Annotated in this window: 21 protein-coding genes; 7 read left to right on the forward strand and 14 right to left on the reverse strand. The window is 71.3% G+C overall.

What is annotated here, in order from left to right; all coding sequences use genetic code 11:
• Positions 1-49: 49 nt before the first annotated feature.
• The 7 genes from GA0115234_RS26695 to GA0115234_RS26725 form a co-directional block, all read right to left on the reverse strand.
• Positions 50-802 carry a LytR/AlgR family response regulator transcription factor gene (locus tag GA0115234_RS26695; protein WP_093546618.1) on the reverse strand — a complete coding sequence of 251 codons (753 nt, stop codon included), beginning with the start codon at positions 800-802 and terminating at the stop codon, positions 50-52.
• A gap of 87 nt (positions 803-889) precedes the next feature.
• A complete protein-coding gene (locus GA0115234_RS26700) occupies positions 890-1,750 on the reverse strand; it encodes an Fpg/Nei family DNA glycosylase (RefSeq protein WP_093546621.1) in 861 nt (286 codons plus the stop codon).
• Between the two features lie 36 nt (positions 1,751-1,786).
• Positions 1,787-2,641, reverse strand: coding sequence for an amidohydrolase family protein (locus GA0115234_RS26705; protein WP_093546624.1), 855 nt, complete (start codon positions 2,639-2,641; stop codon positions 1,787-1,789).
• 1 nt (position 2,642) lies between these two features.
• Entirely contained in the window at positions 2,643-2,954 is a 312-nt protein-coding gene (locus tag GA0115234_RS26710) for an L-rhamnose mutarotase (protein ID WP_093546627.1), read from the reverse strand.
• A gap of 1 nt (position 2,955) precedes the next feature.
• Entirely contained in the window at positions 2,956-3,942 is a 987-nt protein-coding gene (locus GA0115234_RS26715) for an aldo/keto reductase (RefSeq protein ID WP_093546842.1), read from the reverse strand.
• Positions 3,943-4,100: 158 nt separating this feature from the next.
• The gene (locus GA0115234_RS26720; RefSeq protein WP_093546630.1) at positions 4,101-5,489 is read right to left on the reverse strand and encodes a wax ester/triacylglycerol synthase family O-acyltransferase; all 1,389 of its coding nucleotides are present in this window, start codon (positions 5,487-5,489) and stop codon (positions 4,101-4,103) included.
• Positions 5,490-5,647: 158 nt separating this feature from the next.
• Complete coding sequence (locus GA0115234_RS26725) at positions 5,648-7,714, reverse strand: SpoIIE family protein phosphatase (RefSeq protein ID WP_093546633.1); 2,067 nt, start codon at positions 7,712-7,714, stop codon at positions 5,648-5,650.
• A 249-nt stretch (positions 7,715-7,963) separates the two neighbouring features.
• Between GA0115234_RS26725 and GA0115234_RS26730 the strand changes: the two genes are divergently transcribed.
• The gene (locus tag GA0115234_RS26730) at positions 7,964-9,331 is read left to right on the forward strand and encodes an FAD-dependent oxidoreductase (protein WP_093546636.1); all 1,368 of its coding nucleotides are present in this window, start codon (positions 7,964-7,966) and stop codon (positions 9,329-9,331) included.
• Positions 9,332-9,427: 96 nt separating this feature from the next.
• On the opposite strand, the gene GA0115234_RS26735 is transcribed toward GA0115234_RS26730, so the two are convergent.
• Positions 9,428-10,480, reverse strand: a complete 1,053-nt coding sequence (locus GA0115234_RS26735; RefSeq protein WP_093546845.1) for a chitinase — start codon at positions 10,478-10,480, stop codon at positions 9,428-9,430.
• Between the two features lie 418 nt (positions 10,481-10,898).
• On the opposite strand from GA0115234_RS26735, the gene GA0115234_RS26740 reads away from it, so the two are divergent.
• From GA0115234_RS26740 to GA0115234_RS26750, 3 genes are read left to right on the forward strand one after another with little or no spacing between them, the layout of a single operon-like run.
• Entirely contained in the window at positions 10,899-11,948 is a 1,050-nt protein-coding gene (locus tag GA0115234_RS26740) for an iron-siderophore ABC transporter substrate-binding protein (RefSeq protein ID WP_093546639.1), read from the forward strand.
• 17 nt (positions 11,949-11,965) lie between these two features.
• Positions 11,966-13,003 carry a FecCD family ABC transporter permease gene (locus GA0115234_RS26745; protein WP_093546642.1) on the forward strand — a complete coding sequence of 346 codons (1,038 nt, stop codon included), beginning with the start codon at positions 11,966-11,968 and terminating at the stop codon, positions 13,001-13,003.
• Entirely contained in the window at positions 13,000-14,064 is a 1,065-nt protein-coding gene (locus tag GA0115234_RS26750; RefSeq protein ID WP_093546645.1) for a FecCD family ABC transporter permease, read from the forward strand. The genes GA0115234_RS26745 and GA0115234_RS26750 overlap by 4 nt, the downstream gene beginning before the upstream one ends.
• Before the next feature lie 16 nt (positions 14,065-14,080).
• Here the strand turns inward: GA0115234_RS26750 and GA0115234_RS26755 are convergent, their stop codons facing one another.
• A complete protein-coding gene (locus tag GA0115234_RS26755) occupies positions 14,081-14,536 on the reverse strand; it encodes a hypothetical protein (protein WP_176729282.1) in 456 nt (151 codons plus the stop codon).
• A gap of 156 nt (positions 14,537-14,692) precedes the next feature.
• Between GA0115234_RS26755 and GA0115234_RS26760 the strand changes: the two genes are divergently transcribed.
• Genes GA0115234_RS26760 through GA0115234_RS26770 form a run of 3 tightly spaced genes read left to right on the forward strand, consistent with a single transcriptional unit; the run spans position 14,693 to position 17,518 of the window.
• Positions 14,693-15,541: a YndJ family protein gene (locus GA0115234_RS26760; protein ID WP_093546651.1), complete on the forward strand. Its 849-nt coding sequence runs from the start codon at positions 14,693-14,695 to the stop codon at positions 15,539-15,541.
• Positions 15,538-16,062 (forward strand): DUF1990 family protein, encoded by a 525-nt coding sequence (locus tag GA0115234_RS26765; RefSeq protein ID WP_093546654.1) that lies wholly within the window; start codon positions 15,538-15,540, stop codon positions 16,060-16,062. The genes GA0115234_RS26760 and GA0115234_RS26765 overlap by 4 nt, the downstream gene beginning before the upstream one ends.
• Before the next feature lie 19 nt (positions 16,063-16,081).
• Entirely contained in the window at positions 16,082-17,518 is a 1,437-nt protein-coding gene (locus GA0115234_RS26770) for a lipase maturation factor family protein (protein ID WP_093546657.1), read from the forward strand.
• On the opposite strand, the gene GA0115234_RS26775 is transcribed toward GA0115234_RS26770, so the two are convergent.
• The 5 genes from GA0115234_RS26775 to GA0115234_RS26795 form a co-directional block, all read right to left on the reverse strand.
• Positions 17,496-19,859: an alpha-L-fucosidase gene (locus tag GA0115234_RS26775; protein WP_093546660.1), complete on the reverse strand. Its 2,364-nt coding sequence runs from the start codon at positions 19,857-19,859 to the stop codon at positions 17,496-17,498. The two genes, GA0115234_RS26770 and GA0115234_RS26775, sit on opposite strands and share 23 nt — an antisense overlap.
• Before the next feature lie 141 nt (positions 19,860-20,000).
• On the reverse strand, positions 20,001-21,350 hold the full coding sequence (locus tag GA0115234_RS26780; protein ID WP_093546663.1) for an ammonium transporter: 1,350 nt from the start codon (positions 21,348-21,350) through the stop codon (positions 20,001-20,003).
• 58 nt (positions 21,351-21,408) lie between these two features.
• Positions 21,409-22,386, reverse strand: coding sequence for an urease accessory protein UreD (locus tag GA0115234_RS26785; RefSeq protein ID WP_093546666.1), 978 nt, complete (start codon positions 22,384-22,386; stop codon positions 21,409-21,411).
• A gap of 1 nt (position 22,387) precedes the next feature.
• The gene (gene ureG / locus GA0115234_RS26790) at positions 22,388-23,008 is read right to left on the reverse strand and encodes an urease accessory protein UreG (protein ID WP_093546669.1); all 621 of its coding nucleotides are present in this window, start codon (positions 23,006-23,008) and stop codon (positions 22,388-22,390) included.
• A 31-nt stretch (positions 23,009-23,039) separates the two neighbouring features.
• The gene (locus GA0115234_RS26795; protein ID WP_093546672.1) at positions 23,040-23,807 is read right to left on the reverse strand and encodes an urease accessory protein UreF; all 768 of its coding nucleotides are present in this window, start codon (positions 23,805-23,807) and stop codon (positions 23,040-23,042) included.
• Between the last annotated feature and the right edge of the window lies 1 nt (position 23,808).

A 23,808-nucleotide genomic window follows, 5' to 3' on the forward strand; every position in this document is an offset into this window, starting at 1 on the left:
TATGCGGCACCGGACCGCCGTGGGAAGGCCGGAGCCCGGTAGGCGCTGGTCAGCGGCCGGTCTGACGCATCAGCAGATCGCGCAGTGCCCGGGTGTGGCGGCGGCTCACCGCGAGCTCCGCGGTGCCGATGCGGACGCTCATACTGCCCGCGTCGAGGCGGAGTTCGTCGATCCGGCCCAGGGCGACGAGGTGGCGCCGGTGGATGCGCACGAAGCCGCGGGTGCGCCAGCGCTCCTCCAGGGTGGTGAGGGGGACGCGGACGAGGTGGCTGCCCGTGGCGGTGTGCAGCCGGGCGTAGTCGCCCTGGGCCTCGGCGTAGGCGATGTCGTCGATCGGGACGAACCGGATGACACCGCCGAGCTCGACCGGGATCTGGTCGCCCGCGGTGTCGACCACGGGTGCGGAGCGGTCGCCGACCTGTTCGGCGACGCGGCGCACCGCTTCGGCCAGGCGCTCGCGGCGTACGGGTTTGAGCACGTAGTCGACGGCCTTCAGGTCGAAGGCCTGGACGGCGAAGCCCTCGTGCGCGGTGACGAAGACGATGAGCGGCGGCGCGGCGAAACCGGCCAGCAGCTGGGCGACGTCGAGACCGGTGAGGCCCGCCATGTGGATGTCCAGGAACACGACGTCGATGGCGGCCGGGTCGTCCGGGCCCGCGTCGACGGCGGCGCCGATGCGCCGCAGCGCCTCGGTGGCGCCGGTGGCCCCTTCGGCGCTGCGGATCCGGGGATCGGCGCGCAGGAGGTAGAGGAGTTCCTCCAGGGCGGGTTCTTCGTCGTCGACGGCGAGTACGCGCAGCATGGGCCGGAGTGTAGAGCGCGCACGGGGGTGCGGGCCGGGTGATGCACGGCTTCTTCGCCCACCGGCCGTACGGCGCGCCCCGGTGGGTCATTTGAGCAGCCGGGAGAGGCGGCGGTCGGCGAGCGGTTTGCCGCCGGTCTGGCAGGTCGGGCAGTACTGGAGCGACGAGTCGCTGAACGACACCTCGCGGATGGTGTCCCCGCAGACCGGGCATGCCTGGCCGGTGCGTCCGTGGACCCGCATCCCGCTCTTCTTCTCGGCCTTGAGCCTTCCGGCCGCGAGGCCGCTGGAGCGTGCGACCGCGTCGTGCAGGGTGGTGCGCAGCGCCGTGTGGAGCCGGGTGATCTGGTCGTCGGTGAGGTTCGCGGTGAGCAGGTACGGCGACATCTTCGCGACGTGCAGGATCTCGTCGCTGTAGGCGTTGCCGATGCCCGCGATCAGCGACTGGTCGCGCAGGGCGCCCTTGATCCGGCGGCGCTCCCCGGCGAGCAGCGCGGCGAAGGCGTCGCGGTCGAAGGAGTCGTCGAGGGGGTCGGGGCCCAGCCGGGCGATGCCCGGCACCTCGGCCGGTTCGTGCACCAGGTACACGGCGAGGCGTTTGGTGGTGCCCGCCTCCGTGAGGTCGAAGCCGTCGCCGCCGGTGAGCACGGTGCGCAGCGCCAGGGGTCCCTTGCCGGGGCGCGGCGGCGCGGCGGGGAACTCGTCCTTCCAGCGCACCCAGCCGGCCCGCGCGAGATGGGTGATCAGGTGCAGCGGCCCGGCCCCGATGTCCAGGAACTTGCCGTGCCGGGCGATGCCGGTGACCGTGGCGCCGTGCAGGGCGGCCGGCGGCGGGTCGTACGTCTTGAGGACGCTGACGTTGAGCGGCAGGACACGGTCGATCTCCTTGCCGACCAGGTGGTCGTCGAGGAAGACCCGCAGGGCTTCGACTTCCGGCAGTTCGGGCATGGTTCCAGACTGCCAAAAGCCCCGGCGGGGCGCCTGTCAGAGGCCGTAGACCCGCTCGGCCGTGGTGGCGAGGACACGGGCCCGCTCGTCCTCGGTGAGGGTGTCGGTGAGGCCGCGTGCGGCGTCGACGACCTCCGCGTACGTCGCCGCGAGCCGGCACACCGGCCAGTCCGAGCCGAACATCATCCGGTCGGGGCCGAAGGCGTCGAGGACGGTGTCGGCGTACGGGCGCAGGTCGCTCACGGTCCAGGAGCGCGGATCGGCCTCGGTGACCAGGCCGGAGAGCTTGCAGACAGTGTTGGGGCGGGCGGCCAGCGCCCTGACGTCGTCGGCCCAGGGGTGCAGTTCACCGGCGGCGACGGCTGGCTTGCCCGCGTGGTCGAGGACGAAGGTCAGCTCGGGCAGCAGTGCCGCGGCCTGGACGGTGGCGGGCAGCTGGCGGGCCTGGACGACGAGGTCGTAGACGAGCCCGGCGTCGGCGACGGCGCGCAGTCCGCGCCGGACGTCGGGGCGCAGCAGCCAGGCGGGGTCGGGTTCGCCCTGGACCTGGTGGCGGATGCCGACGAGCCGGTCGCCGCCGGGGAGTTCGCGCAGCGCGGCCAGCGTGTCGGCGATGTCCGGCGCCGTGAGGTCGCACCAGCCGACGACGCCCGCGACGAGGCCGCTGTCCCGGGCGAGGGCCAGGAACTCGGGGGTCTCCTCCGCGACGGTGACGGTCTGGACGAGGACGGTGGCCCGCACCCCGGCGGCGCGCGCCTCCGGTTCCAGGTCGGCCAGGGTGAAGTCGCGCCGGAGCGGGGCGAGTTCGTCGCCGGTGATCCAGTCCTGGTCGCGCACGGAGAGGTCCCACACATGGTGGTGGGCGTCGACGATCCGTTCCTGCCCGGTCATGTCACAGCTCCCAGGCGACCGGGAGCCCGGCTTCGGCACCGTCGGCCGAGTAGTCGTGCGCCACGTCGAGCAGTTCGTCCATCCTGGCCTGCCAGGCCACATTGACGGGGAGCTGTTCCAGTTCGGCGAGGAGTGCGGCGTAGTCCTCGCAGTCGATGACGTGGAAGAGGTCGGTGCCGCTGCGCCAGATCGTCCAGGAGGTGGCGCCCGCCGCGCGGATCGCGGCGGTGAGCTCCGCCGGGACCTCGCGGTGCGCGGCCTCGTACTCCTCGATCCGGTCGGCGCGGACCTTGGTGTGCAGGGCGATTCTCATGTCAGTGTCCGTTCTCGGTCAGCAGGCCCTCGGCGCGCAGCTCGCCCCAGAGCTCGTCCGGGATCTCGCGGCGGAGCAGGGCGGCGGCGTCGCGCACCTCGTCCGGGGAGCGGGTGCCCACCAGCACTCCGGCGACGGCGGGGTGGGCGAGCGGGTAGTGGAGGGCGGCGGCCCGCAGCGGGACGCCGTGGCCCTCGGTGACGGCCTTGATGCGCAGGGCCCGGTCCAGGAGGGAGAGGGGTGCGGCCGTGTAGTCGTAGGTGGCGCCGGGGCGCGGGTCGGCGAGCAGCCCGGAGTTGAAGACCCCTCCGACGACCACGCTGCGGCCTCGGGCGGCGGCCTCGGGCAGCAGACCGTTCAGTGCGGACTGGTCGAGGAGGGTGTAGCGCCCGGCGCAGAGCACCACGTCGACATCGGTGTCGCGCAGGAACCGGGTGAGCATCGCGGTCTGGTTCATCCCGGCGCCGATGGCTCCGACGACACCTTGGGCGCGCAGCTTCTCCAGCTCCGGGTAGGCCTCGCGGAAGGCGGTCTCCGCATGGTCGTCCGGATCGTGCAGATAGGCGATGTCGATGCGGTCCAGGCCGAGCCGTTCCAGGCTGTCCTCGATGCTGCGGCGTACGCCGTCGGCGCTGAAGTCCCAGCGTCGGCGGAGGGTGGCGGGGACGGCGAAGCCCTCGGAGAGCCCGTCACCGCCGCGCCCGGTGGCGTCGGCGGGCAGCGGGTCGAGCACCCGGCCCACCTTGGTGGAGAGCACGTACGCGTCGCGGGGCCGGTCGCGCAGGGCCTCGCCGAGCCGCCGTTCGGAGAGGCCGAGTCCGTAGTGCGGCGCGGTGTCGAAGTAGCGGACGCCCTCGTCCCAGGCGGCGGCGACCGCGGAGGCCGCCTGCTCCGGTTCGACGGCGGTGAAGAGGTTGCCGATGGCGGCCGCCCCGAAGGACAGCTCGGTGACCTCGACCGCGCTGCTTCCCAGCCTGTTGCGCCGCATGCTTCCGCCGCCCTCCCCGATGATCTCTTTCTGCACACAGCGAATATTCATCGGATCACTTGGGTGCGTCAACACCTCAGGCACCACCGACCGTGGCACTTCCCAGGAAATCTGTCCGATCTATGACCGATCGGGATGCTGATCAGGTGGCCGGCTGCTCAAGGAGCCGGCAGCAGTGCGAGCAGCTCCGCCACCTCCTCGTCGGCGCAGCGCGCCAGCCGCTCCAGGTCGGGCACCGCCTTGCCGTCGGCCACCAGCCCGACCCGCACCCGGCCGCCGTACGTGGAGAGCGCGACGGCGAGGGCCTGGCCGCGGGCCAGCGGCGCCATCGGATAGACGGCCCGCAGCGGGCAGCCGCCGAGGGAGAGCGCCGAGCGCGGCAGGGGGACGCTGGTGACCAGGACGTCGAAGAGCATCCTGGCCGCGTTCCCGGCGAGCGGCGCGCCGAACCGGTGGGCCAGCGACGGCAGCTGATCGGCGAGCACGGCGACCGCCCCGGCGCCCCGGAAAGGGCCCGCGGCCTTGTTGCGGTCCATGGCGGCGCGGACGGCGCCGAGCCGCTTCCACGGATCGGGTTCGCCGACCGGGAGCCCGAGCAGATAGGCGGAGAGCTTGTTCCCGGTCGCCGCGGTCTGGCCCGGCCTGCGGCGGGAGACCGGGACCAGGGCGCGCGGGTCCTCCCCGGGCAGCGGTTCGCCGCGCTCGTGCATCCAGCGGCGCAGCGCCCCGGCGACGACCGCGAGCAGGACGTCGTTGGTCGTGCCGCCCGCGGCCCGGCGGATCCGCTGGACGGCGTCGAGGTCCAGGTCCGCGGTGGCGAGACGCCGGGTGCCGCTGGAGCTCGCGGTGAGCGCGGGCACGCCGCGCGGGTCGAGACGGCTGGCCCGCACCATGGAGGCGCCGACGCCGAACGCCCGCCCGAGATCCTCGATCCGACCGAGCGCGAGACCCGCCACCTGACGCGGGCCCGGCATCCACGAGCGGGGCGGGACGGTACGCGCGCGGCGGGCGGCGACACCGCCGCGGGCCCGGCCGGCGGCGGCGATCTCGTCGAAGATCCCGGCGCCGATGGCGACCGCGCGCATCCCGTCGGCCAGCGCGTGGTGGAGCTTGACGAGCACCGCGAAGGGACCGCCGTCGGCTCCGCCGATGACGTACATCTGCCAGGGCGGCAGCCCCCGTTCGAGGGGCCGCTCCATCAGTTCGCCGGCGAGCCGGGTGGCGCCCGCCATGAATCCGCCGTCCCCGTCCCGCGACTCCGCCCCGCTCAGCCGCACCCGCCGGATGTGCCGGTGGACGTCGAAGTCCTTGTCCACGAACCAGGCGGCCCCGCCGACGGGCAGCAGTACGTCCCTGACCCGCATCCGCAGCCGGGGAATGGCGGCGGCCCGGGTGCCGAGCAGGTCGAGAACGGTCTCCGCGTCGGCGCCGGGCACCGGGCCGGGGGTCGGGGAGAAGACGGCGAGCGCGCCGAGGTGCATCGGGTGGGCATCGGATTCGAGGTGCCAGAAGGCGAGATCGAGGGGTGCCAGCAGCTCAGTTCCCAACGGGTCCTCATGTCATCGAAGACAAAGACTGACGGAGTCGCACCGGACCGATGCAGTCGCAGTCAATCCCTCGCGATCGGTTACGGTCAAGTACAGACATGTTACGTTCTGTTACCGTCGGGTAGAAAAGCGTGCCCGGACAGGAAAGCGTGCTTCCGTCACTCGTGTGCCGGGATGACGAATTCGCACCACACGCATTTGCCGCTGCCCCGGGACTCCACGCCCCACAGATCGGCCAGCCGGTCCACCAGCATCAGCCCCCGCCCGGACACCCCGGCCTCCCCCGCGTCCCGGCGCCTGGGCAGCGCGCTGGAGCGGTCCTCGACATCGACCCGTAGCCGCCGCTCGGGGCCGGTGAGCACCCGGATCGTCACGATGGCCCCGCCGTCGGTGTGCATCAGCGCGTTGGTGATCAGCTCGTCGGCGGCCAGCTCGACCTCGTCGGCCCGTGTCTTGGCGCCCCAGGCCCGGACCGCCGCCCGGATCATGTGGCGGGCGGAGCTGAGCGCCTCCGGATCGCTCTGGGCGACGTGCTGCTGGAGCCGGCCGCCCGGCTGGGGCGCGTGGGCGGCCTTGCGGCGCAGCAGCAGCACCGCGACGTCGTCCTCGCCGCCGCGCTCGTCGACCTCCTCGCAGAGCCGGTCGGCCAGTCGCTGGAGGTCCTGCGGCCCGTTGCGCACCATGGACGTCAGCAGCTGTATGCCCTCGTCGAGATCGGCGCCCGGCAGCTCCACGAGGCCGTCGGTGAAGAGCACCAGGGTCTGGCCGGGGTCCAGCTCGACGGTGCTGACCGGGTACTCCAGCCGCCCGAACTCGGCCGAGAGCCCCAGCGGCAGCCCGCCCTCGGCGGGCAGCCTGCGGCAGTTGCCGTCGCTCTCGCGCACCAGTGGGTCGACATGGCCGGCCCGGACCAGCTGCACCACCCCGGTCGTCAGGTCGACCTCGGCGTAGGTGCAGGTCGCGAAGCGGTCCGTGTCCAGTTCGTGCAGGAAGACGGAGGCCCGCGCCATCACCGTGGCGGGGCTGTGCCCCTCGGCCGCGTAGGCCCGCAGCACGATGCGCAGCTGCCCCATCACGGCCGCCGCGTGGGTGTCGTGGCCCTGGACGTCGCCGATGACGGCGCCGACCCGGCCGCCGGGAAGCGGGATGACGTCGTACCAGTCGCCCCCGATGTCCCTGCCCAGCCGGGCCGAGCGGTACTTGACGGCGATCTGCGCCCCCGGCACGTCCGGGATCCTGCGCGGCAGCATGGCCTGCTGGAGTCCCTCGGCGAGATCGTGCTCCTGCTCGTACAGCATGGCCCGTTGCAGGCTCTGCGCGATGGAGCTGCCGAGCGCGACCAGCAGATTGCGTTCGTCGCCGCTGAAACCGTCCTTGTCGCTGTAGAGCAGGCCGAGGGCGCCGATGGGCCGGGCCTGGGCGATCAGCGGCAGATAGGCGGCCGAGGTGATGCCTAGGTGGCTGATGTGTGGCCACAGGATCGGGTACGAGGTGGCGAAGTCGGTGGCGGACTCGATGAAGCGGGGCGCGAGCGTGCGGACGACCTCACTCATCGGGTACTGCTCGTCCGTCCGGGTGTACCGGGTGCCGGGCACGAACGAGTCCTCCGGGCCGTCGGCCACCAGATGGATGCGCCCGGCCTCCATCAGCCCCATGACCAGGCTGGTCGCCCCGAGATGTGCCAGCCCCTGGGAGTTCTTCAGCACCTCGATGACGTCCCCGACGGTGCGGGCGTGGGCCAGGGCGGCCGTGGTGACGTCCACCAGGCTGGTGCGCCGGCGCCGCTGCTGGTCCAGCTCGTGGCGGGCGGTGGAGTCGGCCAGTTCCTGGGTGGCGTCGCGGACGATGCCGATGATGCGGTGCGGGCGGCCGGTGCCGTCCCGTCGGATGAAGCCCTGGGTGTGGGTCCAGCGGAGGGTGCCGTCGCGCCGCTTGATCCTGAAGTACGCCCCGTAGTTGCTCCGGCCGCTCTTGAGCGCCTGCGCGACCATGGCGTCGAGCCGTACGCCCTCGTCCGTCGGCACCCGGTGCCCGAGCGACTCCGGCCGGTCGTCGTACTCCTCCGCCCGCAGGTCGAACACGTCGAGCGCGGGCCGGTCCATGTGCATGAGGCCGCTGTCGAGATCCCAGTCGAAGCTGCCCATACGGTTCAGGGCGAGGCTGAGATCCGGGTGGGCGGGCCAGTCGTCCGGGAGTGACAGGGCACCCGCTACCCGATCATCCATGCGTGTCACTCTGCCATCATTTGTCCGATTCTTCGAGCGAACCCCGCACGGTCGGGCGAATCGTGTCCATGTCACCCGAGTGACACGGACACCCGTTCCGGGCTCCGGACCGGATGTCTCGCAGGGCGAACCGCCCCGAGGTCGCGGACGGGCAACGGTTACGGTGTCCCGTGGGGCACGGTAAGCCCAGCCTTACCTTTACCCTGAGCTGCACTGACCGCATCAGCCCGTTCTAAGGACCAGTACCTGATGACCCGCCCCGTCCGCGTCGCCATAGTCGGAGCCGGCCCCGCCGGCATCTACGCGGCGGACGCGCTGCTGAAATCCGACGCCGCCCAGGACCCTGGGGTTTCGATCGACCTGTTCGAGCGGATGCCCGCCCCCTTCGGCCTGATCCGTTACGGAGTGGCCCCGGACCACCCCCGGATCAAGGGCATCGTCCAGGCACTCCACCAGGTTCTCGACAAGCCGCAGCTGCGGCTGTTCGGCAACGTCGACTACCCCGACGACATCGGCCTGGACGATCTGCGGTCCTTCTACGACGCCGTGATCTTCTCCACCGGCGCCGACGCGGACCGCGCGCTCGACATCCCCGGCAGCGAGCTGGACGGCTCCCACGGCGCCGCCGACTTCGTCTCCTGGTACGACGGCCACCCGGATGTGGCCCGCACCTGGCCCCTGGAGGCCGAGAAGGTGGCCGTGCTCGGCGTGGGCAATGTGGCCCTGGACGTGGCCCGCGTCCTCGCCAAGACGGCGGACGAGCTGCTGCCGACCGAGATCCCCGCCAACGTCTACGAGGGCCTCAAGGCCAACAAGGCCCTGGAGGTGCACGTCTTCGGGCGCCGCGGCCCCGCGCAGGCCAAGTTCAGCCCGATGGAGCTGCGGGAGCTGGACCACTCGCCGAACATCGAGGTCATCGTCAACCCCGAGGACATCGAGTACGACGCGGGTTCGATCGAGACCCGGCGCGGCAACAAGCAGGCCAACATGGTCGCCTCCACGCTGGAGAACTGGGCGATCCGCGACGCCGGCGACCGGCCGCACAAGCTGTTCCTGCACTTCTTCGAGTCCCCGGTGGAGATCCTCGGCGAGGACGGCCGGGTCGTCGGCCTGCGCACCGAGCGCACCGAGCTGGACGGCACCGGAAACGTCAAGGGCACCGGGAACTTCACCGACTGGGATGTGCAGAGCGTCTACCGCGCGGTCGGCTACTACTCGCGGGAGCTCCCGAAGCTCCCGTTCGACGTGGTCTCCGGCACGGTCCCGCACGCCGCGGGACGCGTCGTCGACGGCGGGGAGCACATGCCCTCGGTGTACGTCACGGGCTGGATCAAGCGCGGCCCGGTCGGCCTGATCGGCCACACCAAGGGCGATGCCAACGAGACCGTGGCCTGCCTGCTGGAGGACCGGGCCGAGGGACGGCTGCCCGCCCCGGTCCGGCCCGAGCCGGAGGCCGTCACCGCCTTCCTGGAGGAGCGCGGCGTCCGCTACACCACCCGCGAGGGCTGGTACCGCCTGGACGCGCACGAGCGCGCCCTGGGCGCGGAGCAGGACCGTGAGCGGATCAAGGTCGTGGAGCGCGAGGCCATGCTGGACGCCTCCGAGCCCCGTTCCTGAACGTACGGCGTACCGACCGGCCGGCCGCCATGGCCGGCCGGAAGGGCAGCTCCGTCCACCTCGGCGGAGCTGCCCGGCCCTCGGTCCGCCGGCGTCTCAGCGGCCCTGCAGCGCCTTGACGTTGTCCCCGAAGGTCCAGCCCTTCGAGCCGTCCCAGTTGAGCGACCAGGTCATCAGGCCCTTGAGCCCGTTGCCGTAGTGGTTCCAGGCCTGCGCCACCTGACCCGTCGGCAGGTATCCGCCACCCGCGCCCGGCTGGGCCGGCAGTCCCGGAACCTGCTTGTCGTACGGGACCTTGATCGTGGTGCCCTGGACGACGAGCCCCTTGTTCAGACAGTCCGTCTGGGCGGTGAACCCCTCGACCGTGCCCGCGGAGTACGAGTCCCCGGCGCAGCCGTACATGCTGCCGTTGTAGTACTGCATGTTCAGCCACCACAGGCGCCCGTTGTCCGCGTACTTCTTCACGATGGGCAGGTACGCGCCCCAGATCGAGCCGTAGGTGATGCTCCCGCCGGTGACATAGGCCGTCTCCGGCGCCATCGTCAGTCCGAAGTTGGACGGCATCCGCGCGAGTACGCCGTCGATGATGCGGATGAGGTTGGACTGCGAGGCCGACAGCTGGTTGATGTTTCCGCTGCCGGTGAGGCCGGTCTCGATGTCGATGTCGATGCCGTCGAAGTTGTACTTCTTGAGAATCGGCACCACCGTCTCGACGAACCGGTCGGCGACCGCGCTGGAGCTGAGGTCGATACCGGCGGCCGCTCCCCCGATGGACATCAGGGTGGTGAGCCCGGACGCCTTCGCCTGGCACATCTCGGCCGGGGTCGGGACCTTCACGGTCGAGTCCATCCCGTCCTCCCACAGGACGGTGCCGTCCGAGAGGATGACCGGGAAGGCCGCGTTGATCACGTTGTAGCCGTGCTGCGCGATACGGCCGTCGGTGACCGGGATCCAGCCCAGCGGCGGGTGCACACCGTTCGACGCGCCGTCCCAGTTCTCCCAGTACCCCTGGAGCACCTTCCCGGCGGGCTTCGACTTGACCGCACAGGTCTCGTCCTGAGCGGCACTGGGCGTCGCCGCCACCAGCATCTGTACGGCACATGCCGCCGCGAGGCCTGCCCCCAGCAGGCGCGCTGTCCGACCGAACATGGTCACTTCCCTTCCTGTCGCGGCCGGGCGCCACCGGGGCGGTGCGGGTGCCCGAGGCTGCCCGGCGCAGGGCGAGTTGGCGCGTGAATGGCATGCCCCTGACAATTCAGACGGAATGCGGTCTCGCATTTCACGGCTCGCCACACGCTAGGGAGGCCCGGACCGTCCGTCAATAGGTCTGGACCAAAGCAGCCGCCGGACCGCGGCCTCCACGGCACCACCGAAGCGGAGCGGGCCAGGCACCGAAAGCGTTTACCAAGGGGCCGATTACCGCCACGCAAAGGCTTAGCTTAGGCTTGCCTAACTCCTTGCGATCCGCATCGGGCCGCCCGTCGTGTTCCGTACGGCCGTTCCTTCGGCGTGCCCGCGCGCGGTCGCGGGGTCCCGCTCCATCCGTCAAGCATCATGAGGAACACCCATGTCCCGGTTCACCCGCGCACGTCGCCGGACGCTCGCCGCAACTGCCGCCGCCGCAGCCCTCGTTCTCGCCCTCGGCGGCTGCTCTTCGAGCGACGACGGCAAGGAGATCTCCGGTGCATCCGGGAAGAGCGGCGGAGCGTTCCCCGTCTCCATCAAGAGCGCGCTCGGTACCGCGGAGATCAAGAAGCAGCCCGAACGGGTCGTCACCCTCGGCCAGGGCTCGGCCGAGACCGCCATCGCGCTCGGCCACACCCCGGTGGGCATCGAGAAGTACGAGTGGGGAAGCGACAAGACGGGCTATCTGCCGTGGATCCACGAGGCCGTGAAGAAGTCCGGCGACAAGCTGCCCACCCAGATCACGGGCGGTGAGGACATCGACTTCGAGGCCATCACCGAGCTGGAGCCGGATGTCATCCTCGCGCCGTGGTCCGGGATCACGCAGAAGGACTACGACATCCTCAAGGACATCGCCCCCACCGTCGCCTACCCCGATCTGGCGTGGAGCACGGACTGGGACCAGCAGATCGACATCATCGGCAAGGCGCTGGGGCAGACGGCCGAGGCGAAGGGCCTCGTCTCGAAGACCGAGAAGCAGCTGTCCGACGCGGCGGCGACCCGGCCCGAGTACAAAAAGCACACGTTCTCGTACATCTACAACACCGGTCCCGGCACCCTCGGCGTGTTCAAGCCCGAGGAGCAGCGCGTCAAGATGCTCACCTCGCTCGGTCTCACCGTCGACCCGGTGGTGAACTCCTTCAAGGAGACCAAGGGCACCGACTCGGCGCTCATCGGCCTGGAGAACGCCGAGAAGCTGAAGAACAGCGATCTGCTCTTCACCTTCTACATGGATGACAAGGCCCGCAAGGAGATCGAGGCCCAGCCGCTGTACGCGGCGATGCCCGCCGTCAAGAGCGGCGCCATGGTGTACAGCAACGACAACTCCTTCGTCACGGCCTCCTCCATCATCAACCCGCTCACCGTGCCGTGGGTGATCGACCGTTACCTGCCGCTGATCGACAAGGCCGTCAAGGCCTCCGACAACGCCTGAGGCCGGCCACCACCCCCATGGCCACCACCACACACGCACCGCCGAGCGGTGCCGGCACCTCACGGGCCGGCACCGCTCGGCGGGTGTCCTCCCTCGTCATCGCGGTCGCCGTCCTGGTGCTCGCCGTGTTCGCGAGCATCGTGTTCGGCAGCCGGACCACCTCGTTCGGCGATGTGCTGCACGCGCTGTCCGGGACCGCGGACCCGAATGTCACCACCATCGTCGAGAGCCGCTACCCGCGCACCGCGCTCGGCCTGCTCGCCGGTCTCTGTCTGGCCGTCGCGGGCACGCTCATGCAGGGCGTGACCCGCAATCCGCTGGCCGATCCGGGCCTTCTCGGGATCAACGCGGGCGCCTCGGCGAGCATCGTCGCCGCGACGGCGTTCCTCGGGGCGACGGGCAGCACGGAGACCATGTGGTGGGCGCTGCCCGGCGCCCTGATCGCCGGTCTGCTCGTCCACGCGATCGGCTCGGCGGGTTCGGGCAGCGGGCTGGTGCGGCTGGTGCTCGCCGGTGCGGTGCTCTCCGCCGTGCTGATGGCGTTCATCCAGGCGGTGACGCTGAGCCGCCCCAAGGTGTTCGACAGCTACCGGTACTGGGTCGTCGGCGCGCTCGGCGGGCGGGACTTCGATGTCTTCTGGTCGGTCCTTCCGTTCGCCGTGGCCGGTCTGGTGATCGCCGCGGTGCTCGGTCCCGGCCTCAACACGCTCGCCCTCGGTGACTCGACCGCGGCGTCGCTGGGGGCCCGTCCGGCGCTGGTGCGGGCGGGCGGACTGCTCTCGGCCACGCTGCTGAGCGCGGCGGCCACGGCGGCGGTCGGCCCGATCGCCTTCGTCGGACTGGCCGTTCCGCATGTGGTGCGGGCACTGGTCGGGGTCGACTTCCGGATGCAGATCCTCTTCTCGGCGCTGGTCGGCCCTGCGCTGCTGCTCCTCGCGGATGTCGTGGGGCGGGTGGTGATGCGCCCACAGGAACTGATGGTCGGTGTCGTGACCGCGTTCATCGGGGCGCCCGCACTGCTCGTCGCCGTACGCAGGATGAGGGGCAACTCATGACGTCGCGCCAGACCGCGATCCGTACCGCGTCGCCGAGAGGGTTCCTGAGGGTCGGCCGGTCCGTCGCGCTGCCGGTCCGGCGGGTGTCCGTGCTGACGGCGCTCGTGCTGTTCGTACTGCTGCTGGCGGGGGCCGTCGCCACGCTGTCGCTCGGGCGGCTGGGCATTCCGCTCTCCGAGCTCGCCGGGGCGGTGACCGGTGGGGCCGAGGGCAAGAACGGGTTCGTCATCGAGCGGCTGCGCGGGCCGCGTCTGGTGGTCGCCGTGGGGACCGGTGCTGCGCTCGGACTCTCCGGGGCGCTGTTCCAGTCCGTCACCCGCAATCCGCTCGGCAGTCCCGATGTGATCGGGCTGGCGTCCGGGGCCGGGGCGGGCGCCGCGATCTCCGCGCTGCTCTTCCCGGACACCGTGCCGGTGGCGCTCGGCGCGCTGATCGGCGCCGTCCTCGCCATGGTGCTGGTGTATGTGTCGACCGGCACCGGGTTCCGCAACCCGGCCCGGCTGGTCATCGCGGGCATCGGGATCGCCGCGATGGGCACCGCGATCACCCAGTACGTCGTCTACGCCATGGAGCGGGACCGGGCCGCCGTGCTCACCGCCTACGTCAACGGCAGCCTGTCGGCGCGGTCGTGGGAGGACGCCACCACGATCTGGCTGGTGCTGCTGGTGGTGGCCCCGCTCACCGTGCTCCTCTCGCGGCGGCTGGACATCGGGGAGATGGGCGACGACATCGCGGCCGCGCTCGGCTCGCAGCCCCGCCGCACCAAGACGGCCGCCGTGGTGCTGGCGATCGTGCTCTCGGCGGGGGCGGTCAGTGTCGCCGGCCCCATCGCGTTCATCGCGCTGACGTCCCCGCAGGTCGCCAAGCGGATCACCCGGGTGCCCGGCCCGCACCTGGCGCTGTCGGCGCTGACCGGCGCGCTGCTGCTGGTGCTCGCGGATCTCTGCGCCCAGCAGCTGCCGCTCTTCGACAACCTGCCGGTCGGCATCTACACGATGGCCATCGGAGGCGTGTACCTCGGCTGTCTGCTGGTACGCGAGTGGCGCCGGGGAGTTCTGTGAGACGTGGCGCCGTACGCTACTCGCCGCCGAAGTAGCCGTACGGTGCCACGGACACGCCCTCGACGACACACCTCGGGTCGTCCTCCCCGGCCGTCGGGTCCACCTCACGCGCCTCCAGCACGCGCATGGACCAGACGGAGAACCCGGCGTGGAAGTCGTAGCCGATGTCGCACGGCGTGCTGGTGTACCCCTTGGCGTGCAGTTCGGCGACGACATCGTCGATCAGCCGGTGGGTCAGCTGGACCCCGTCGCAACTCGCCTCGGCCTCGCCGCCCTGCCCGCTGTAGCCGATCTCGACGAGTTCCACGGTGTCGTCGGGTGCGTAGGTGATCACGAGCTTCGGTGTGGTGTCGTACACGGCAGGGCGGACGGCGGCGGGGCCGAGGCCCGGTCGGCCGACGCGCTCCTCGACCCGGGTCCGGTGGTCGCCGATCATGGCGAGGGCGACGCCGCGTCCAGGGATGATCTCCATGCCGGGCATCCTGCCATCGGCGCCTGGGCCTTCCCCTCCCGCCCTTCGCACGCACAGCTCCTCCCCGCCCTCGCACACCCCCGCTTGAACACGTTCAAGAAAGCTCGTAGAGTCGGCGCCGAGCACAGTTGAACACGTTCAAGTCGGGGGGCGGCGATGTCCGTACTGGTCAGTTCAATCGTGATGCTGGGCATGCTGGTGGTGGTCCCCGCAGGACTGCGGCTGACCGGTGCGGCCGAACTGGACCGGATCCGGCGACTGTGGCCGCTCTTCGCCGTTCCCGGCGCCGTCTCGCTGTGGCTGCCGCGCGGCACCGCCGCCACCGCCCTCGCGGTCTGTTACGCGCTCGGCACCGCACTCCTCGCCCTGCACGCCCCGCACCGGCTGCTCCGCAGGAGTCCGTCGAGGTCCACGGCACCCGCCGAGATCGCCTTGCTCACCGCCCTGGTCACCCCCTCGGTCGCGGCCCTCGCGCTGGTCGCCGAACGCTCGGGGCACACGCTCTTCGGCTTCGGGCTCGGCATCCTCGCGCTGACCGTGCCGCACTTCCACTTCGCCGGATTCGCCGCCGCGCTGGTCGCGGGGCTCGTCTGCCGGGTCGCCGACAGCGTCGCGGGAAGGTTCGCCGCGCTGAGCGTTCCGCTGGGCACCCTGCTCGTCCTGATCGGCTACTTCATCGGGGACTGGGCCGAACTGGCCGGCGCGGCCGTACTGACGGCGGGGATGTGGACCGTCGCCGTCCTCACCTGGCGGTCGGTCCGTACCGGGCAGCGGGACCGGACCACCCGGACGCTGCTCGCCGTCTCGTCCATCGTGCTCGCCGTCACCATGGTGCTCGCCCTGAGCTGGGCACTCGGCGAGGCCACCGGACTCCCGCATCCCACTCTGGCCTGGATGGCCGCCACCCACGGACTCGGCAACGCGCTGGGCTTCGCGCTCTGCTCGGTGCTCGCCTGGCAGCGGCTGCGCGACCGCACCGACCCCGCAGAAAGCAGGACCACATGAGCTCCCTCAGCTACTCCGAGGTCGGCGCCACCCGCCTCGGCCCGCTCCCCACCGGGTACCACCACCTCCACCACCGGGCCCCGGTCGGGCGCGGCCGGGCCGACCTCGAAGCGGCGGGCGCGGCGATCACCGAATGGCGCATGCACCGCACCAGCGGAGCCCGGGTCCGCGCCTCGGCGCCCCGCGCCGGGGACGGAGTACGCGTCCGGGTGTCGCTGGGCATCGGCCCGATCCGGTTCACCGCGCCCTGCCAGGTCGTCTGGACCGCGTACGAGCAGGACCGCGTCGGGTTCGCCTACGGGACCGAGGTCCGGCACCCGGAACGCGGCGAGGAGTGCTTCGTGGCGGAGCTGGCCGACGACGGGACGGTGTGGTTCACCGTCATGGCGTTCAGTCGCCCGGCCGCCTGGTACACCCGGCTGGCCGGGCCCGTCGTACCGGTGCTCCAGCGGCTGTACGCCCGGCGGCTGGGCGGCACGCTCCGTCGCATCGTGGACGAGGAGCGCGGCGGACGGGGCTGAATCGCCGATACTGGAAGCGATGGAGTGGTTCACCGCAGACGGGTACTGGCTCAGCCGGCTGGTCTTCCAGCGGGCTCTCGCCGCTGTCTATCTGGTCGCCTTTCTCACCGCCGCGCTCCAGTTCCGGGCGCTGATCGGTGAACGCGGCATGCTGCCCGTACCCGACTTCCTGCGGCGTACGGACTGGCGCGACGGCCCCGGGCTCTTCCGGCTCCACTACTCCGACCGCTTCTTCGCCTTCGTCGCCTGGACCGGCGTCGCGATCGCCGTCGCCCTGCTCGCAGGCGCGGACTCGTACCTTCCGCTCTGGGCGGCGATGGTGCTCTGGGCGCTGCCCTGGGCGCTCTATCTGTCGATCGTCCAGGTCGGCCAGACCTGGTACGGCTTCGGCTGGGAGTCGCTGCTGCTGGAGACCGGATTCCTCGCCGTCTTCCTCGGCAACGGGCACACGGCTCCGCCGGTGCTGGTGCTGTGGCTGCTGCGCTGGGTGCTGTTCCGGGTCGAGTTCGGCGCCGGGCTGATCAAGATCCGCGGCGACGAGTGCTGGCGCAAGCTGACGTGTCTGTACTTCCACCACGAGACCCAGCCGATGCCGGGGCCGCTGAGCTGGTTCTTCCACCGGCTGCCCAGGCCTGTCCACCGGGCCGAGGTGGCGGCCAACCATGTCACCCAACTCCTGGTGCCGGTGCTCCTCTTCACACCGCAGCCGGTGGCGAGCGCGGCCGCCGGGCTGATGATCCTCACCCAGCTGTGGCTGGTCTTCTCGGGGAACTTCGCCTGGCTGAACTGGCTGACGATCACCCTGGCCCTGTCCGCGGTCGACTGGTCCCTGTTCACCGCGCCGCCCGCCCAGTCCGCGCCGCCGCTCTGGTACGAGATCGTCGTCCTCGCCGTGACCGCGCTGGTCGTGTTCCTCAGCTACCGCCCGGCGCTCAATCTGGTCTCCCGGCGCCAGGTGATGAACCGCTCGTTCGACCCGCTGCACCTGGTCAACACCTATGGCGCGTTCGGCAGCATCAGCCGGGTCCGGCTGGAGGTGGTGGTCGAGGGCACGGACGAGCGGGTGCTCCACGACGGCACCGTGTGGCGGGAGTACGGCTTCCGGGGCAAGCCGGGCGATCCGCGCCGGATGCCCCGCCAGTTCGCCCCGTACCATCTGCGGCTGGACTGGCTGATGTGGTTCGCGGCGCTGTCCCCCGCGTACGCCCGTCCCTGGTTCGGCCCGTTCGCGGAGCGGCTGCTGGAGAACGACCGGGACACCCTGCGGCTGCTGCGTCACAACCCGTTCCCCGAGGCCCCGCCCGCGTACGTCCGCGCCGGGGTGTACCGCTACCGGTACACCACCTGGCGCGAACTGCGGACCACCGGACGCTGGTGGCACCGCACCTACGTGCGGGACTTCATGCGCCCCGTCTCGCTCGGCCCTTCCCCGCTCAGCCCGACCAGGCGATCTTGAACACCCAGGCGTGCTTCCCGGTCCTGCGGGCCGCCGCCGGCACGTCGATCACCAGCGAGTCGCCCCGGACGCGCCAGTTGAGCGGCCGGTCGTGACCGAGCAGGGTGATCCGGTCACCGCCGCGGACCGGCACCGGCGCCTCGACGGTGAGGCTCGCGCCCGGCCGTGCCAGGGAGTGGATGTAGAACGCCCGGTTCGGCCGCACGGTGAAGCGCAGGTCCTCGCCGAGCTGCGGCATCCGTGACCAGTACGTGGTGTCGTAGATCGCCTCCCCGTTGGTCTTCAGCCACTCCCCCGTCTCGCGCAGCCTGCGCTGCATGATGTCGGGGATCGTGCCGTCGGCCCTGGGCCCGATGTCCAGCAGGAAGTTGCCGTTCTTGGAGACGATGTCGACGAGCGAGTGCACGACCTCCTCGGCCGTCATGTACTTCTCGTCCGGTGTCTGGGCGTTGTAGCCGTAGCTGAACGGATCGAGGCCGCGGCTGGACTCCCACTTGGCGGTGACGATCTGGTCGTACGTCGTGTACTCGGGCGTGGTGAAGTCGTACGGCCCGATCCCGGAGCGGTTGTTGACGGTGACCTCGATCGGACGGGCCCGGTTCTTCGCGTGGTTGAAGAACTCGGCCAGCACCCGGTGGCTGTCGTTGTCGCCGCCGATGTCGCACCAGAGGATCTCGGGGTCGTACCCGTGGACCAGCTCCAGCATCTGCGGGCCCTGGAACTCGGTGACGTAGTCCTTGCCCGCCGTGTGCCCGGTGTACGGGACCGGCTCCAGGGTGTACGGGTTGCGCGGGGCGTGGCCCATCCACGGGTGGTCGGGGTTGAACCATTCGGGCATGGAGAAGTACAGCCCGGGGTGGAGTTCGGGGGTGTAGCGGCGCGAGGCGTCGAAGAGCTCCTTGACCAGGTCGCGGCGGGGGCCCATCTTCACCGCGTTGCGGTCCGAGAGCTTGGTGTCCCAGAGCGCGAAGCCCTCGTGGTGCTTGGAGGTGAGCACGTGGTACTGGGCGCCGGCGTCCCGGAACAGCTCCACCCAGGAACGCGGGTCGAAGCGCTCGGCGCGGAACCGCGGGATGAAGTCGTCATAGGCGAAGGACTCGCCGTAGGTGTCGCGGTGATGGGCGTAGGTGGGGTTGTTGGGGTCCTGCATCTGGTTCCAGTACCACTCCGCGTACTGCGTGCCGACCGGCGCCCAGGCCGGGACCGAGTAGACGCCCCAGTGGATGAAGATCCCGAACTTCGCCTGCTGGAACCAGTACGGCGCCTGGTGGGTGGAGAGCGAGGCGTCCGTCGGCGCGTAGTCGGGAACGCCGAGGGTGAGCGAGCGCCGGACCGTGGCCGCCCGCGCTCCCCGGCCGCGGGCGACAACGTCGCCGTCCTGGGCGGTGCCGGGCGGGGTGCCGGGTCTGCTGCGGATACCGATCCGGACGCGGGCCTGCTCTCCAGGGGCGAGGCGGCTGACACGGGCGGGTACGACGGTCCGGGCTCCCGGTACGTTTACGGAGAGGGTGAGGCCGTCGGCGGCGAGGATGCCGACCGTGCCCGCGTTGACGACGGTGGCCTCGACGCTCTGGGCGCCGGAGTCCAGCAACGAGGTGGTGGAGTGGGCGTCGCGCAGCGCCAACGCCCTGCCCTGGGCGGCCGGTTGGAGCGAGAGGGCGAAGATGTGCAGGGAGGACTTGTTCGCCTCGGCGGGCTGGGTGGTGGGCAGGGTGAGCGCGACGGCCTCCCGCGCCGGGTCGAGCGCGATCTCACTGACGGCGATGGACACCTGGTGCGGGTCCTCGGCGCCGTCGGCGGTGTAGCGGTAGGCGGCGGTGAGGGTGCCGCTGCCGCCGTACCAGTCGGGCCCGCCGAGCAGCGGGGTCGTCGTGGTGCCGTCGGCGTAGTGGACCGTGGCCCTGCCGGACGCGGCGCCGTAGCTGCACGAGGCGAGGAAGAGCGCGGAGAGATAGCGGCCGGGCGGCAGGTCGATGCGCTGGCCGAGGGCGACGACGTTGTTCTTGGCGCCTGCCCCGGAGCCGGGGAAGAGGAAGGCGGTGCCGCCGATCTCCCGTTCCCCCGCAGGGAGTTCCTCGCCCGGGAAGGTGTAGCCGGAGCCGTCGAAGTCGCCGCCGCGGGCCTCGGCGGTGTCGATGCCGTCGTTGTCGAACCACTGGTCGAGGGGCACGGGGACGGCGGCGGGAACGGTACCCCATCCGCCGTTCCCGGTACCGGCTCCGGTGCGCGGGGCGGCCGGGGGGTGCGGGGCCGCATCGGCGGTGGCGGGGGTGAGCAGGGCGGCGCCGACTGCCGCCCCTGCCGTCATTCCGAGTACATGGCGCCTGGGAAGTTCGGTCATGACATCCGATGATTGGAGCACGACGCGAACCTGTCAATGCAATCTTCCAGACAGAACGAAACAACTGCCCCGCACTCATCCGATGACTGACGGAATCCGTGTGCGGAACCGGCCCTCGGCGCCCGGCCCCGGCAGGGCCCGTCATTTGGACTCCTCCCGGGCCCGCAGCAGCCTGGTGATCTGCCGTACGAGTTCGTCGTCGCTGGTCACGGCCTTTCCGGAGACCAGGGCGCCGAGGCGCTCGGCGGTCTGGAAGTCGTAGGCGCGCTCCCGCTCCGTACCGGGAACGCTCTCGTACTCGTCCTTCGCACGGAAGCCGACGGCCAGATCGACCGCCTTCGCGATGATCCAGGTGAGGATGAAGGAGAAGGCCATCACGCAGACGATGGCGACGAGCTGCTTGCCCAGCAGCCCCCAGCCGCCCCCGTGGAAGAGCCCCTTCTTGCCGCTGATCCGTGCGGTGGCGAACAGGCCGACCATGATCAGGCCGACCAGACCGCCGACGCCGTGCACGCCCACCACATCGAGCGTGTCGTCCACACCGAAGCGGTACTTGAGGGTGATGGCGAAGGCACAGACCGCCCCGACGACGAGGCCTGTGATGACGGCGCCCAGCGTGTCGACCTCGCCGCAGGCGGGGGTGATGGCGACCATGCCCGCGACGGCGGAGGAGACGACGCCCATGGTGGTGACCGTGCCGGTCCGCCACTTCTCGACCAGCGGCCAGGTGACCATGGCGCCCGCGGCGCCGAGCTGGGTGTTGATGAACGCCGCGCTCGCGGTGCCCTGGTCGCTGAGCGCCGAACCGGAGTTGAAGCCGAACCAGCCGAACCAGAGCAGCCCGACACCGATCACCACGAGCGGCACGTTGTTGGGCCGCTCCTCGCGGCGGGCGAAGTCGCGCGGTGCCCGCAGCACCAGGGCGACGGCGAGCCCGGCGACCCCGGAGTTGAGCTCCACCGGCAGGCCGCCGGCGAAGTCCAGCGCGCCGAGGTGCTTGACGATCCAGCCGTCCTGGTCGAACACCCAGTGCGCGAGGGGGACGTAGACGATGAGCAGCCACAGGACGACGAAGACGAGCCAGCCCTTCATCGTGGCGCGGTCGGCGATCGAGCCGCTGATCAGCGCGACCGTGATGATCGCGAAGCCCATCTGGAACGTGCTGTAGACATAGGTGGGGATGTGGCCGGTGAGGGTGGTCAGCCCGATGTCGTGCATGAACACGTGGTCGAGGTTGCCGATGAGTCCGGCGCCGCCGACGTCCGGCCCGAAGGCCAGCGAGTAGCCGATCACCCACCAGACGAGCGTGCCGAAGGCGAGCGCGGCGAAGCTCATCTTGATCATCATCAGGATGTGCTGGGTGCGCACCATGCCGCCGTAGAAGAACGCCAGTCCCGGCGTCATCAGCAGCACCATGGCGGTGGAGGCGAGCAGCCAGGCGGTGTCACCGGAGTCGTACGCGGGTGGCATCGGCGCGGGAGCGGTGTTCATCGGCGGGTACCTCGTCGTGGGAGGGGCGGCAGGGGCACTTGGGCTGGTCGGCGACGGGTTACGGCTTGCGCGGATCGGGGGCCGGGTGGCCGGTGAGCAGCCTGCGTACGGCGTCCCAGGCGGCGGTGTGCGCGGCGGCGACCCTGACGGGGCTGTCGTCCAGGAGCCGCACCCAGGCGCCGCAGTCGCGGGGCAGCACGCTGACTCCGTACAGGACGCCGAGCCCGGCCAGCGCGGTGTGGAGGGTGTCGGCGAGCTCGGCGGCCGGGGCGCGGTCGGTGACGACGAAGAGCGACGCGACATGGTCGTGCCCGGCGAACACACCGGGGCCGAGGACGCCGCCGGTCTCCGCGCCCGGCGTCAGGCGCAGGGTGTCGATGGCGAGGAGGGTGCCGTCGGGCCGGGCGATGTACAGATCGGTGGCGAGGACCCGGTAGGCGTGGCGCTCGCCGCGGGCCAGCCGCCCGGCGGTCAGGGTGTCGCCGACGACCGCGGTGGCGCCGGGGGCGACCGTGACCTCGGTGCGCTGGTAGAAGCGTGCGTCCCTGAACGGGATCAGCGGGTCCGGCAGGTACTCGGCATAGGCGCCCTCCTCCACCGTGAGGTGCACGCGCTGGCTCGCGTAGTCGTGCTCCATGCGGAAGACCTTGGTGGCCGCCTGGGTGGTCAGGTGCACTTCGGTGCCGGGCCCGCAGCGGAAGTCCATCCGGTAGCGGTCGGCCTGGGCGATACCGCCGCCGGTCGCCATCAGATAGACGTAACTCATGCCGGGCATCGCGGGGTCGATCCACAGCGGCCGCATGATCTGGAGCGGGGTCTTCTGGTAGCGCTCCACGAGTTCGGTGCGCCCGTCCCGTACGGCGAAGGCCAGATCGATGATGCCCACCTTGGCCGGGGAGCCCGGCCCGAGCGTGTCGGGCACGGACGCCAGGGCCGCCACCGCCGGGGGGACGCGGACCGCGGTGTAGTAGTCGGGGGCGAGCCGGTCCGGCCGGGGCGGCGACGAGCCGGGGTGCGCGGTCGGCGTGGGGCGCATGTCAGATCAGCGCCTTGCGACGCGATTCGAGGAAGTCCATGACGTCCTCGACACCGATGCCGGTGAGACAGTCGGTGAGGACGACCGGGCGGTTCTCACGGACCCGGTGGGCGTCGGACTCCATGACGCCGATGTCGGTGCGCACGTACTGGGCGATGTCGATCTTGTTGATGACGAGCAGATCGGAATCGGTGATTCCAGGACCGCGCTTGCGGGGCATCTTCTCGCCCTCGGCGGTGTCCAGCACGAAGATGAAGAGGTCGACCAGGGCCGGGCTGAAGGTGAGGGTGAGGTTGTCGCCGCCGGACTCGTAGAGCAGCGTGTCGGTGTCGGGGAATCGATCCAGCATCTCGGCACCGGCCGCCAGATTCATGGTGGGGTCGTCGCGCACGGCGGTGTGCGGGCAGGCCCCGGTCTCGACGCCGACCACGCGCTCCGGTTCGAGGACTCCGGCGAGGGTGCGGCGGATGTGCTGGGCGTCCTCCTGCGTGTAGATGTCGTTGGTGATGACGGAGGGGCGGTGGCCGCGCTCGATCAGTACCGGCACCAGCGCCTCGATCAGCGCGGTCTTGCCGGAGCCGACCGGTCCGCCGATGCCGACCCGCAGTACGTTGTCGTCCATGATGCTCCCTGGCTCGTTGGGGGGTGGGTCGTCAGCTGGCGAACAGCCGTGCCTCGGCGCGTTCATGACGGCCCGACATGATGTCCGAGGCGAAGACGGTGGCGCCGACGTCTGCGAGTTCGCGCCGCAGCGCCGCCTCGGTGGCCGCCTCGATGACGGGTGCGGCGCCCCGCAGCAGGGTCTGTGCCCCGCGGTGGTCGGTGAGCCGCAGCCGCAGGGCGGCGCCCGCGAAGCTCGCGCTGAACGCGAAGAGGTCCGAGGCGACCGCCTGGCGCACCGGGACGCCGGTCGCCGCGTGGATGACGCCCGCGGCCACCGCCTGGGTGCCGGGGGTCTCGCGGTGTACGACCCGGTCGAAATGTGCGGCGATCTCCGGGCGGTCGAAGACCTCGGCGGCGAGGTCGAGGAGCTGCCGGCCGGTCCGGGTGGCGGCCTGGCGCATCTCGCGGCCCAGCTTGGTGGCGAACAGGTGCTCGTCGATGCGGACGACGGCCGCCGGATCGCCCGCCCGGGTCGCCCGGTGGGCGAGCGCGAGTGCGGTGGCGTCGGCCGGGCCGACGCCGTGCAGCAGCAGATCCTCCAGCAGCAGCGGGAGGCTCTCCCGGTCGACCGCCCCGGCCTGGGCGTACCCCTCCAGGCTGTGCGACAGCGTGTAGAAGCCGCTCGGGAACGCCGAGTCGGTCAGCTGGAGGCCGACCAGCAGCGCACCGAGCGCGGGCTCGGGTGCCGGTGCCCCGGCGTCGGTCCGTGCCGACTCCGGGGCGGGGTCGCCGAGGATGTCGCTCTCGTCGCGGTACATC

Origin of the sequence: Streptomyces sp. DvalAA-43, assembly GCF_900091725.1 — a bacterium.
Lineage (GTDB): Bacteria > Actinomycetota > Actinomycetes > Streptomycetales > Streptomycetaceae > Streptomyces > Streptomyces pulveraceus.

Excerpts from the sequence above, each read along its gene's own strand:
- GA0115234_RS26700 (WP_093546621.1), bottom strand. The coding sequence starts at position 1,750 with ATGCCCGAACTGCCGGAAGTCGAAGCCCTGCGGGTCTTCCTCGACGAC.
- GA0115234_RS26710 (WP_093546627.1), bottom strand. The coding sequence starts at position 2,954 with ATGAGAATCGCCCTGCACACCAAGGTCCGCGCCGACCGGATCGAGGAG.
- GA0115234_RS26715 (WP_093546842.1), bottom strand. The coding sequence starts at position 3,942 with ATGCGGCGCAACAGGCTGGGAAGCAGCGCGGTCGAGGTCACCGAGCTG.
- GA0115234_RS26775 (WP_093546660.1), bottom strand. The coding sequence starts at position 19,859 with ATGACCGAACTTCCCAGGCGCCATGTACTCGGAATGACGGCAGGGGCG.
- GA0115234_RS26765 (WP_093546654.1), top strand. The coding sequence starts at position 15,538 with ATGAGCTCCCTCAGCTACTCCGAGGTCGGCGCCACCCGCCTCGGCCCG.
- GA0115234_RS26745 (WP_093546642.1), top strand. The coding sequence starts at position 11,966 with ATGGCCACCACCACACACGCACCGCCGAGCGGTGCCGGCACCTCACGG.
- GA0115234_RS26760 (WP_093546651.1), top strand. The coding sequence starts at position 14,693 with ATGTCCGTACTGGTCAGTTCAATCGTGATGCTGGGCATGCTGGTGGTG.
- GA0115234_RS26795 (WP_093546672.1), bottom strand. The coding sequence starts at position 23,807 with ATGTACCGCGACGAGAGCGACATCCTCGGCGACCCCGCCCCGGAGTCG.
- GA0115234_RS26750 (WP_093546645.1), top strand. The coding sequence starts at position 13,000 with ATGACGTCGCGCCAGACCGCGATCCGTACCGCGTCGCCGAGAGGGTTC.
- GA0115234_RS26740 (WP_093546639.1), top strand. The coding sequence starts at position 10,899 with ATGTCCCGGTTCACCCGCGCACGTCGCCGGACGCTCGCCGCAACTGCC.
- GA0115234_RS26695 (WP_093546618.1), bottom strand. The coding sequence starts at position 802 with ATGCTGCGCGTACTCGCCGTCGACGACGAAGAACCCGCCCTGGAGGAA.
- GA0115234_RS26780 (WP_093546663.1), bottom strand. The coding sequence starts at position 21,350 with ATGAACACCGCTCCCGCGCCGATGCCACCCGCGTACGACTCCGGTGAC.
- GA0115234_RS26705 (WP_093546624.1), bottom strand. The coding sequence starts at position 2,641 with ATGACCGGGCAGGAACGGATCGTCGACGCCCACCACCATGTGTGGGAC.
- GA0115234_RS26725 (WP_093546633.1), bottom strand. The coding sequence starts at position 7,714 with ATGGATGATCGGGTAGCGGGTGCCCTGTCACTCCCGGACGACTGGCCC.
- GA0115234_RS26730 (WP_093546636.1), top strand. The coding sequence starts at position 7,964 with ATGACCCGCCCCGTCCGCGTCGCCATAGTCGGAGCCGGCCCCGCCGGC.
- GA0115234_RS26785 (WP_093546666.1), bottom strand. The coding sequence starts at position 22,386 with ATGCGCCCCACGCCGACCGCGCACCCCGGCTCGTCGCCGCCCCGGCCG.
- GA0115234_RS26735 (WP_093546845.1), bottom strand. The coding sequence starts at position 10,480 with ATGTTCGGTCGGACAGCGCGCCTGCTGGGGGCAGGCCTCGCGGCGGCA.
- GA0115234_RS26755 (WP_176729282.1), bottom strand. The coding sequence starts at position 14,536 with ATGGAGATCATCCCTGGACGCGGCGTCGCCCTCGCCATGATCGGCGAC.
- ureG (WP_093546669.1), bottom strand. The coding sequence starts at position 23,008 with ATGGACGACAACGTACTGCGGGTCGGCATCGGCGGACCGGTCGGCTCC.
- GA0115234_RS26770 (WP_093546657.1), top strand. The coding sequence starts at position 16,082 with ATGGAGTGGTTCACCGCAGACGGGTACTGGCTCAGCCGGCTGGTCTTC.